General features: G+C 50.6%; 9 protein-coding genes (1 of these 9 running past the window's edge). 6 read left to right on the plus strand and 3 right to left on the minus strand.

The features are described from left to right. The first annotated feature begins 1 nt into the window (after position 1). The 6 genes from mdoH to BLS62_RS26205 all read left to right on the plus strand — a co-directional run bounded on the left by mdoH (position 2) and on the right by BLS62_RS26205 (position 5,648). Complete coding sequence (mdoH, locus tag BLS62_RS26185) at positions 2–1,756, plus strand: glucans biosynthesis glucosyltransferase MdoH (protein ID WP_093188224.1); 1,755 nt, start codon at positions 2–4, stop codon at positions 1,754–1,756. Positions 1,757–1,882: 126 nt separating this feature from the next. After that, positions 1,883–3,442: an ArnT family glycosyltransferase gene (locus tag BLS62_RS26190; protein ID WP_093188227.1), complete on the plus strand. Its 1,560-nt coding sequence runs from the start codon at positions 1,883–1,885 to the stop codon at positions 3,440–3,442. Between the two features lie 18 nt (positions 3,443–3,460). After that, positions 3,461–3,589: a hypothetical protein gene (locus BLS62_RS32645; RefSeq protein WP_280141882.1), complete on the plus strand. Its 129-nt coding sequence runs from the start codon at positions 3,461–3,463 to the stop codon at positions 3,587–3,589. Between the two features lie 5 nt (positions 3,590–3,594). Continuing rightward, positions 3,595–3,912: a GNAT family N-acetyltransferase gene (locus BLS62_RS31800; protein ID WP_348271875.1), complete on the plus strand. Its 318-nt coding sequence runs from the start codon at positions 3,595–3,597 to the stop codon at positions 3,910–3,912. A gap of 114 nt (positions 3,913–4,026) precedes the next feature. After that, positions 4,027–4,740 (plus strand): glutathione S-transferase N-terminal domain-containing protein, encoded by a 714-nt coding sequence (locus BLS62_RS26200; protein WP_093188230.1) that lies wholly within the window; start codon positions 4,027–4,029, stop codon positions 4,738–4,740. Between the two features lie 365 nt (positions 4,741–5,105). Beyond that, positions 5,106–5,648 (plus strand): TlpA family protein disulfide reductase, encoded by a 543-nt coding sequence (locus BLS62_RS26205; protein WP_093188234.1) that lies wholly within the window; start codon positions 5,106–5,108, stop codon positions 5,646–5,648. A gap of 174 nt (positions 5,649–5,822) precedes the next feature. On the opposite strand, the gene BLS62_RS26210 is transcribed toward BLS62_RS26205, so the two are convergent. The 3 genes from BLS62_RS26210 to BLS62_RS26220 all read right to left on the minus strand — a co-directional run. Then, positions 5,823–6,455, minus strand: coding sequence for a TetR/AcrR family transcriptional regulator (locus BLS62_RS26210; protein ID WP_208991099.1), 633 nt, complete (start codon positions 6,453–6,455; stop codon positions 5,823–5,825). A gap of 214 nt (positions 6,456–6,669) precedes the next feature. Continuing rightward, positions 6,670–7,125, minus strand: coding sequence for a DUF2147 domain-containing protein (locus BLS62_RS26215; protein WP_093188237.1), 456 nt, complete (start codon positions 7,123–7,125; stop codon positions 6,670–6,672). A 235-nt stretch (positions 7,126–7,360) separates the two neighbouring features. After that, on the minus strand, positions 7,361–7,602 hold the 3' portion of the coding sequence (locus BLS62_RS26220; RefSeq protein ID WP_093188240.1) for a DUF2147 domain-containing protein. The gene runs 169 nt beyond the window's last position; the window shows 242 of its 411 coding nt (coding positions 170–411); the start codon falls outside the window, past its right edge — the gene reads right to left on this strand; it ends in the stop codon at positions 7,361–7,363.

Below are 7,602 nucleotides of genomic sequence, written 5' to 3' on the forward strand. Positions count from 1 at the left end.
AATGGATAAACCGTTTCGCGACGGGGTCGCGCATCGGCGGGCGGCAGCGTTTGTTTTTTGCCTTGCTCTGTCGCTTAGTTTTACTGGATTGTTCTATTCCGCATTGAGCGCGGACTACCTCAATATCTACGAGATAGTGCGTGTTGTTTTGCTGTTCCTTAGTACTCTCTGGCTTGCTTGGGGTGGTGCTACTGTTCTGCTGGGGCTGCTTTACAGCCGCTCAGTGAAACCGCTCAAAGCTGATCCAAGCCGTTTACCCGTTGCAGGCACAGCTGTGCTGATGCCGATCTATCACGAAAACAGTGTTGAAGTTGCTGCCCGCCTTGCTGCTATGATGGATGATGTGCGAGCGAAGGGTGCAACACCCTTGTTTCATTGGCATGTTCTATCTGATAGCCGGGATGAGGCGATTGCGACTGATGAAGATAATGTTGTTCGTCAACTGATTGCACGTTATCCCGACCAAAAGATCTATTATCGCCGCCGGGACAAAAATCTTGGCCGCAAGGCCGGGAATGTGGCGGAGTTTGTGCAGCGTTGTGGTGGTGCCTACCGCTATATGATTGTGTTGGATGCGGACAGTTTGATGCGCGCAGATACGCTCGTGCATATGGTTGGCCGCATGGAAGCCTCGCCTAATCTGGCGCTGCTGCAAACGGTGCCGATGCTGGTTGGTCTGAAGAGTTATTTTGGCCGAAGCATGATGTTTGCTTCTGGCATGTTTGGCCGGGTGTATGCGTTTGGTCTTGCTGCCATGCAGGGAGATTGTGGTCCGTTCTGGGGTCACAATGCGATCATCCGCACGCGGGCGTTTGCCTCCAGTTGTGGTTTGCCGGAACTGGATGATACCTCTGCCTTTGGTGGGCATATTCTCAGCCATGATAGTGTGGAGGCTGTGCTTCTGGCCCGTGCTGGCTGGACTGTGGAATGTGATCCGCGGATTACCGGTTCCTATGAAGCTGCACCCGAGAATATCTTGGGGTATGCGGCGAGGGATCGGCGTTGGTGTCAGGGCAATTTGCAACACTCACGGGTGATTGGTGCACGGGCTCTTAAGCCGTGGGGCCGGTTCTCGCTGGGGCTTGGCATCATGTCTTATCTGAGTTCTCCAGTCTGGGCGGTCTTCATGCTGGCTAGCCTGTTTGCTCCGCTAGATCTGCCCGCTCTACAAGCCTACACCTTTGAAAACCATCTTCCGATTTTAGGTCGGCTTCCAATCAGCGCTGCTTATGAAGGGGCGGCCCTTTTATTCGGTGTAGTGGCCTTGTTGATTTTGCCTAAAGCGCTGGTTGTGTCGAAAGAGGTTCTTTTAGGGCACTATGGGAGTGCCTCCGGAAAAGGCGTGCTTGGCGGATTAGTGGAACTGGTGAGTTCGGCAGTGTTTGCTCCCGTCCTGATGGCGTTTCAATGCCGGTCCGTGTTTGAGGTTCTGATTGGTCGCGACAGTGGCTGGACGAATGCACACCGGGATGCGGGGCAATTGTCTTTCATGGAGTGCTTGCGCGCGGTGTGGTGGGTCAGCGTTATTGGCGCTTGCAGCATCGCACTGAGTTTGATCGGCGAGGCGTCCCTGTGGCTGTGGGTTCTGCCCGTTGCCCTGCCTATGTTGCTGGCTCCGTTGGTGATCTGGGGGAGTTCCTGCACAGTCGGCGGATCTGCCGCGAAAAAACTGGGTTTTGTGCTCTCCGGTGATCAGCAGGGGGCAGACCAACTGCTGGCCCATGTGGAAAAATACTCAGCAGATTTAAGGGTATAAACGCCGATTTTGTGCCTTCTGTATCACAGCTGTCGGTAACCGGTTTCAGTCTTGGTGCTGGGGAATTCCAGTTTGTTTCCATAAAACATATGCTTCTGGCGAGATCCGTTTTAGCGGTGAGAGATCATGCCAGAAACAACACACAAATCCCCATATTGGAGTAGGCCGGCTGGTGTCATCTGCATCACTGCTGGGTATTTGCTCATTCATCTGCTGCTGCGCGGATACTTCTCCTCCACCTTGAGCACGGACGATATGTTTGAGAACGTGTTGGTGCAGGAGTTGAAGCCGGGTTATCAGGTGCGCCAGCCTCCGCTGTATGAATGGCTGCTTTATTCCCTGCAGATCTTGCTTGGCCCGACGATCTGGAGTTTCCTCGTCCTCAAGTATTCCTTGGTGATGCTGTTTGCGCTGTTTTTGTATGGAACAGCCCGCAAAGCAATTGCCAATGAACAACTCGCGGCGCTCTCCGTGTTCTCCTACGTCGCGCTTTACCAGATCGGCTTCAACCTGCATGAGGGTGTGACGCATACGGGCGTGTTGATGGCAACATCAGCGGCGTCCATCCTTTGCTTCATCGCGCTGCTGGAGCGAAGAACGATCAGCAGTGCTCTCCTGTTTGGCCTTGCTGTCGGGCTCGGGATGCTCTCCAAACATTCCTATTACATCGTGCCTGTGGCCTTATTCGCGGCAGCGTTGTCCATGAGGTTTTGGCGCGCCCAACTTCGGTTTTCATTCTTGATGCTGGCGGGTGTGGTGGCGCTGTTGGTCTCCTCGCCTTATTTCTACTGGTTGTTGATCAATGATCAGGCGCTGTTTGGATCTGCCCTGGTGATCATGCGTGATGGCAATGAGGCGGGGCTGGTCAGTCGGATGTTGACCGGTGAGTTGCGTCTGCTGGTGAGTTTGCTCGGGTTTTCCGTCCCGTTCTTGCCGCTTGTGGTGCTGTTGTTTTTTCCGAGCCTGTTCCGCTCTCGGGAGGCGGCCTCAAACCCAACCGCATCCAACAGGGTAGGGCAGTTGCTTCAACGGACGTTGCTAATCTCCATTGGGCTGGCGTTTGTTGGCGTGTTGCTCAGCGGAGCGCAATACATCAAAGAGCGGCATATGCACCCCATCTTGTTGTTGCTGCCTGTTGTTCTGTTCTACCGCATTTCGCTTGGGCGTGTACCTGCCAGATCATTGAAGATCTATAGCGGTGTTCTCGCTGTCCTTGTTGTTGCCGTGCTTGGTGTGCGGGTCTCTGGCTTTCTTGCGCCTGATAAGAGGATGTGCGGCGGGTATTGTCGACACATGAAACCTTACGAGCAGTTGGGTGCTGAGTTGAAATCGGTCTTTCCCGAAGTTGTTGAGGCAACGGTGGTGTCATTGGATGAATACACCGGAGGCAACTTGCGTATGGCTTTGCCGGAGGCGCGGCATATCATAAGCAGTTTTCAGCCGTCCTCTGCTCAGCGGAAGGATTGTTTTGTTGTTTGGGATATGGGGGATGATGGCGGACAGCGTGGGCTTGAAAGTGCTTTGACCAGTGGCGGCTTCAACGTGGCTCAAGCGCCGGATCTAGAAAATACTTTGGTTTCAAAACAGATAGATGTGAGCTGGCCTCATTTGTGGAAGCGCGAAAATTTTCGTAAAACCAGTTTTGGGGTTGCGAAGATAGATCGCGATTCAGACCTATGTCGCTGATTGCTTACAGGTGCGTTGATGTTGAAAATTCGAGCTGCTCTTCCTGCAGATCTGGGTGCCGTTGTGCAAATGATGAATGGCGGTGCAACCTCGCAGCGCATTGCTTTGGAAACGGTGAAATTGAAACCTACCGGCCTGCCTTTTTAGAAATTCTGACATGCTCTGATACGCATATATTTGTGGGAGAGCAGGAAAACGGCGAATTGGTTGTCACGTTTCAGATCACCTACCACAAAGGGCTTGCGTTTAATGGTCAGCCGCGCGCGCAGATTGAAAGCATGCATACACGTGCTGATAAACGCGGTGAGGGACTAGGTAAGCTGATGCTGCGCCATGCGGTTGACCTTGCCAAGGATAAGGGGTGCTGTATGGTGCAGCTGACCTCTAACAAAGTCCGCGAGGATGCGCATCGGTTCTATCAATCCAACGGATTTGAGGCGACGCATGAAGGTTTTAAATTACTCTTCTAAGGGATGAGTAATTTTTGATAGTGTGATTTCCCCAAATGCACTCAATCCTATAGGACAATGAAGCGCTCATTTTGATGCTTTGCATTCTCACTTTTCGTTTTAAGGATGTCTCTCATGGCAGTTTCTCAAGAAAAACCAATTGAACTTTACTACTGGCCAACTCCAAATGGTTGGAAAATTTCCATTATGCTGGAAGAGCTTGGCGTGCCCTATGATTTGAAACTGACAAATATTGGCCGTGGCGAGCAGTTTGAACCGGATTTTTTGAAGATTGCCCCAAACAACCGTATGCCAGCAATTGTTGACCCTGAAGGTCCTGATGGAAAGCCAATTTCAGTCTTTGAATCTGGTGCTATCCTTCAATACCTCGGGCGCAAGTTTAATAGGTTTTATCCAACAGATGAACGCGCGCGGGTGGAAGTTGAAGAGTGGTTGATGTGGCAAATGGGCGGTTTCGGCCCGATGCTTGGCCAGAACCACCATTTCCGAGTTTATGCGCCGGAAAAAATTGAATACGCCATGACCCGCTATCTCAATGAGACCCACCGTCTTTACGGCGTGCTCAACAAGTGCCTTGCAGATCGGGATTATGTTGCCGGTGGTGACTACACCATTGCAGATATGGCGATTTTTGGTTGGTCGCAGAGTTGGGAACGTCAAGGCATGGACATTGAGGAGTTTCCTCATGTGAAAGTATGGCGCGAACGGCTTTGGGAGCGTGAGGCGGTGCGCGCGGGTGTCAAGCTTGGCAAGGAAGAAGCTAAGCGCACCGATCTGACGGAAGACAAAGAAGCCCAGTCTGTGCTGTTTGATCAGCGCGCGCGCTAGCACGTTTTGAATTTGCTTTCAGATAGAAGACACGGCAGGTTCTCATCTGCCGTGCACAATTGGTAAGTATATGATGGTTGAATGCGTGATACACTGATGTATCAAGTGCGTTATTCTCTTTTTATCACCGTGATGAAGTGCAGTGGCTTTGCCGCTCGTTCACGGGGTAGGCACAAACTATCGCTTTAAGTTGATTTGAACGTCACCCACCACCCTTCTAGGTTTTCCCGGACTTAAATGTAGTTTGCCTGCAATCTTTATTTGGCAAACTGCTTTTCAGGCGTGTTCATATCTGAAAGCTGGTTGTCACTTTTCGGGAATACGCTCTCCTAAATCCAAAACACTTCTGGACGGACCTTGAGCACATGAAGCCCATTAAAGCCCTTTTTGTTCCTTTCATTCTTGCCTTTGTTGCATTGGCTAGCCCTGTTTCTGCCGCTTCCTTTGAAAATCCGATCTACTCTCTTGAAGTGAAGGATGAGGCGGGCACTAAGACTTTGCGCGACGCCTTCACCAAAGGACCTGCCATTTTGCACTTCTGGGCGACCTGGTGTCCAAACTGCCGGATAGAATTGCCTGCAATGGAACGGTTTGAAGATGAGCTCAAAACAAAAGGTCTCGATGGCCAGTTTGTTGTGGTTGCACTGGAAGATGTACCGTATGGGCGCATTCAGAATTTTTTACGTGATCGACTGAAGCTGGAACGGTTTACGAGCTATCAAGCCGTTGACACCCAAGCCGTAGGCACTGCTTTTAGTGTTGCAGCTCTCCCCTTCACCTTGTTTCTGGGTGAGGATGGCGAAATCCTAGGTGGAATTCCGGGCTCGTTGGAGTGGGATGATCCAGAGTTTAAAGAGACACTCATTGGTCATTTGCAAGGCAAAGGCACTATTGCCGGAGGGAACTAAAGGAGAGCCTGTTATCAGGCGCCTTGTGATCCGAAAGCTGGATCCATTCCTCGGGACTATGGCTTAGTATTTTCGAGGAGGCTGCAAAGAACCTTCATTGTAGCCTTCTCCTCCTTGTCAAAATGCATAGATCGCGGGGAACCTGCGACCGCCTCCCTTCGTTTGAGTGGGAGCTTAGTCCAATAAGTGGGGAGGGAGCTTTTTCATGCGACTGGTCAAAGCTTCCATTGTTATGTCGATTGCAGAAAATACATCTCCAATGGGAGTGTCGAATTTTACCATCTGGATGATCCCCTCAAACACCATCATGAAGTAATTGGATAAGTGTTCAATGTCTTGAGGGTCCTGAAGGTCATTTTCGTATTTAACCAGCCTTCGACGAATGTCCGCCATCCATTCAAAGCGCAACGACCGATATTCATTCCCTAAAACGGGGTCTATAAGCCCCAGGTCTCCGATAGCAGACCAGTACAAATTCCCTTCTGTTTCAGTTTGTCGGTAGCATAATTCGGTAAAGTCGGTCAGCATTGTGTGCATGCACGAATAAATATCGGCATACATGGCTGAGCTGGATTCCACTTGCTGGCTGAACCTGAAAATATACCAGCGCATCGCTGGCGCGACGAGGTCTGTCTCATCTTTAAACCGTCGCCGAAGTAAATCCGGATCAATCATGACAGCGTTTGCGACAGCCTCCATCGTTGCTGCGCTGCGACCCTCGCTTAACAACAACCGGAAGAAATTGGAGAATATAGCCTCCAGTTTCTTTGGTTCTATAAAATCATCCGGGTTTTCAGTGTTGCTCATAAATCCACCGCATCATTCTTAAAGCAGTTTGTCTTTATTCCAGTTCAATCAACCTGTTCCGACTCTTTCTTTGAGGGCCAAGTTTTGCTGTTTGGTTGAACTCAAACAAGCGAAACGCGCTTTATAAGCGATAGTTCATCCCTGCAAATTACCACATAGCGGAAAAGGAACCACAAAGGGTGGCAGAGAGATACGTTTCAATTTGTTAGAATTTTCAATTCTGCTTCTGAGCCTTTTGTTGTTGGCGTTGCCACTGTGCATTTTCACAAAGGCTCACGACAATTTTTTTGCAGCCAGTCATTTTGATTGTGTTGTTTGAGACAAGCTGCAATTCCACCATCGCCTCTACTCCATGGCGTGGGTCATACCCAAGGCCATGCCATTTGTTGTCGCCTATAGGCCGTAAATCCCACAGGATCATGAGGCCCAGTACGCGTCTGCCGCGTTTGCTGATGTCCTCGTTTTTTTGATCGAGAACGGTGTGTTCGGCAAAGCCTTTTGGAGGATGGAAGGAGCGTAAGTGACCGCAAAGCGCTGAGCCGCATTCCTTTATATAAATAATTGCACCGCGGTCGGTTTTCCAAAAGCCGGAAATTTCGGAGGCTTGCGCGGGATTTCCGGCGAGCGAGAGAGAGAACGAAAACACAAGGAAACAGAGGGTGCGATACATCGTTTACCTGCTTGTTGTTGTGTAACCTGCTCACATTTGAGCAAGTCGCATTGGGTTGATTTCATCCAGCGACTTGCTTTAATTTTGGCTCGCGTCGATCTCTTGCTCAGCAAGGGCCTCTCAAACTAAGGGCGGACTACGCCAAGGCTGGCGGTCCACTCTTCGCGGCCTGAAGCATTTTTTAGCTACCACAACAAGCAGTGTTCACAGATCTCTGATTGCCGTCAGGGTAAATTTACTTCGTACGGCTCCAGGTGTCGCCCTTACAGAAAATCAGAACGCAGCCTTCAAGCTTCAATTTGTTGTTGGAGACCAGCTCCATGTTGCCGGAATAGGTTTTGCCGTCTTCGGCGTTGTAAACCTTGCCTTTCCAGCTGTCTTTGCCATTTGGCTTCATGCCAAGAATGGTTCTGGAACCGATTAAGTTCCGGCTGCGAAGTTTCGGATCCGGATTCTTGGTGTCTTTGCGCGGCTCCT

The organism is Pseudovibrio sp. Tun.PSC04-5.I4, from assembly GCF_900104145.1.
Classification (GTDB): domain Bacteria; phylum Pseudomonadota; class Alphaproteobacteria; order Rhizobiales; family Stappiaceae; genus Pseudovibrio.

What these genes read in the sequence shown, in the direction of transcription:
- BLS62_RS26200 (WP_093188230.1), top strand. Translation starts at nt 4,027, where the DNA reads ATGGCAGTTTCTCAAGAAAAACCAATTGAACTTTACTACTGGCCAACT.
- BLS62_RS32645 (WP_280141882.1), top strand. Translation starts at nt 3,461, where the DNA reads ATGTTGAAAATTCGAGCTGCTCTTCCTGCAGATCTGGGTGCCGTTGTG.
- BLS62_RS26210 (WP_208991099.1), bottom strand. Translation starts at nt 6,455, where the DNA reads ATGAGCAACACTGAAAACCCGGATGATTTTATAGAACCAAAGAAACTG.
- BLS62_RS26215 (WP_093188237.1), bottom strand. Translation starts at nt 7,125, where the DNA reads ATGTATCGCACCCTCTGTTTCCTTGTGTTTTCGTTCTCTCTCTCGCTC.
- BLS62_RS26190 (WP_093188227.1), top strand. Translation starts at nt 1,883, where the DNA reads ATGCCAGAAACAACACACAAATCCCCATATTGGAGTAGGCCGGCTGGT.
- mdoH (WP_093188224.1), top strand. Translation starts at nt 2, where the DNA reads ATGGATAAACCGTTTCGCGACGGGGTCGCGCATCGGCGGGCGGCAGCG.
- BLS62_RS26205 (WP_093188234.1), top strand. Translation starts at nt 5,106, where the DNA reads ATGAAGCCCATTAAAGCCCTTTTTGTTCCTTTCATTCTTGCCTTTGTT.